At 46.3% G+C, this 2,235-nt stretch carries 2 protein-coding genes; both read left to right on the forward strand.

What is annotated here, in order from left to right; all coding sequences use genetic code 11:
• Window positions 1-586 precede the first annotated feature (586 nt).
• Window positions 587-1,174 carry a hypothetical protein gene (locus C5687_RS23970; protein ID WP_031250069.1) on the forward strand — a complete coding sequence of 196 codons (588 nt, stop codon included), beginning with the start codon at window positions 587-589 and terminating at the stop codon, window positions 1,172-1,174.
• 346 nt (window positions 1,175-1,520) lie between these two features.
• The coding region (locus C5687_RS23975; RefSeq protein ID WP_146086311.1) for an integrase arm-type DNA-binding domain-containing protein at window positions 1,521-2,235 on the forward strand (715 nt) is incomplete at its 3' end.

Below are 2,235 nucleotides of genomic sequence, written 5' to 3' on the forward strand. Positions count from 1 at the left end.
GACACCTCAACACCCTCTGATGTGCCTTCCCTCACCTCACAGCTACGGTCTTTCTACGGTCCTTTACGGTTCCTTCTCTAAGATTATTCATAATGAAGCAGAGAATACGGGGGAAATGGGGGATTTCATAATTTACTTTATTTAACAAGAAATTACCTGCCATCATCCCCGGGGGAAGACCGGGGAGACTCCTCTTCAGGCAAGGGGGTGAACTCAGCGCCATCAACTCCCCTTGTCAGTCGGGGGTATCCACCATCTCCTCCACCTGTAATATTCGCATTTAAACCTTTCATTTCTTAACATTGCCTGAATCCCCCGCCCTCCACGTCATCATAGAATAATTTATCAGGGGTGATAGCAATTGAGCGAAACGTATTGGAACTTAGACCTTAGGGTCAAATCTGAGCAAAAAGTGGAAGTAAAAAATGATTCTGACCACTGATGGCCTATTTCAAACATCGCTGAGAGTTAATCAACAAGAAGCAGGCCAAAGGGATGAAAATTGATCCAAATACTGGTGTAGAAAAAAGGTATATTAGGATAGTTTCCTGGCGCTCTCGACCGAATATGAATTAAAGGTAACATCATGGATACACATACACCCTACAACTGCAATGACATAGCCAGACTTGCATTGACTATGCACGGTCACAGCTATTTCTTCTCACTCCGCCGCCATCTCAACATTAACTTTAGCCGGGACTTGAACGGAAGCGGAACACAGGGTTTATTCATCAAAAAACAAAACGTTGATATTGATTTAATTAAGGTAATTTTTGATTATACCGACAACAAAAACGATGATTTCCTCTATGAGGCTGATCTCATCAAAGATCAACGTAAGGACTATGAACCCACAGTTAACAGAGGTAAACACCGGTTCGTTGCCAAACAAATCGAGCTAAATATCGACTGGAACGGTAATGAAATCCAGCAGTGGAGAGCGGATATCGAACGACTAACGAGATCGCACGATAATCTTGAGGACTGGTTAAAAAACGGCTCGGAGATGCTGGTATGTTGCGCCTCTGGATTTTTTTGTCGTCTCCCCACAATCCTTACTTTGAACGACCTTAAGCAGTATGTTGCAATGGGAGTAACTCTAGAAGACCTTAAAACTCGGCTCAAGTGCTCGAAATGTGGTAAACGTGGGTCCAAAGTCACAGTATTTTGATTAATTATCTAAGCAAGACTCGCCATGTCGTCCATAACGACATCGTTAAAAAGAGTGGACTTCAACATGTCAAATTTTAGCAAAGCACGCTCTTTGCCCTTATCACATGTAATTATACCCGACTGAAACACATATTATTTCTGTGAACACTTCCCCACCGGCAATCTTTCTCCTTAAGACCAGAAGCAGACCGTAACGCCTGTTTTTGCTGTATTTCCCGTCTTCATTCATCCCATGTGGCACCAGCATTCCATTCGCCACACCAGAAAATCAACTCAGCGATAAAAAGTGCCGTGCCGGGGATGGGTCAACCCTGACGTTCTTTACACCAGTCACAGGAGGTTATATGTCCACCCCCAAACGCTTCCGTTTTACTAATCAGCTCATTAAATCCCTGCCCCCTAACACATCCGATGCACGCAGTACCGATGCCGAATACAGCGACACCGAGATTTCCGGCCTCAAGTGTCTGGTCAGCAGAAGAGAAGGTCGTAAAAAGTTTTTGCTACGCTACCTTTATCATGGACGAAAACGCGCCATCGCCATTGGTCACTGGCCTGAAGTGGACGTCAATCTTGCTCGTCAGATTGCCATAGAACACAAACGTTCCCTTGCCACCGGCACTGACCCTAAGCAGGAGCGTGAAAACAAGAGAATGGAGCTGACGTTCGATGAACTCTTTAATCAGCATTATCTGCCATGGGCAAAATCCGCTAAACGCAGTTGGGGAAAGGATGTTCAGCGCTACCGCGATCATATCCGTCCCGCCATTGGTCAGAGGCTGCTGAGCGATATCACACCAGCGAGCATTCTGCGCCTTCAGCAGACGTTAAGTACTTCCCTGTCAGCGGCTACCTGTAACCGTGTCATCGTACTCATTAAAGCCGTCTTTACATGGGCCGGAAGGCAAAGCATGACCTCTGTTCATCCGGCAAGGGTGGTACAGCTTCTCAGGGAGAACAACGCCCGACAGCGCTATTTCACCGAGGACGAAATTCGTCGTATTTTTCTCTCCGCCGATAACGATACCAGCCCCGTCGCGGCCCGCTATGTCAAACTGT

Source organism: Enterobacter sichuanensis (assembly GCF_002939185.1).
Taxonomy (GTDB): domain Bacteria; phylum Pseudomonadota; class Gammaproteobacteria; order Enterobacterales; family Enterobacteriaceae; genus Enterobacter; species Enterobacter sichuanensis.

Bases quoted from the DNA above. Each gene is read 5' to 3' on its own strand.
- C5687_RS23970 (WP_031250069.1), top strand. From the start codon at position 587: ATGGATACACATACACCCTACAACTGCAATGACATAGCCAGACTTGCA.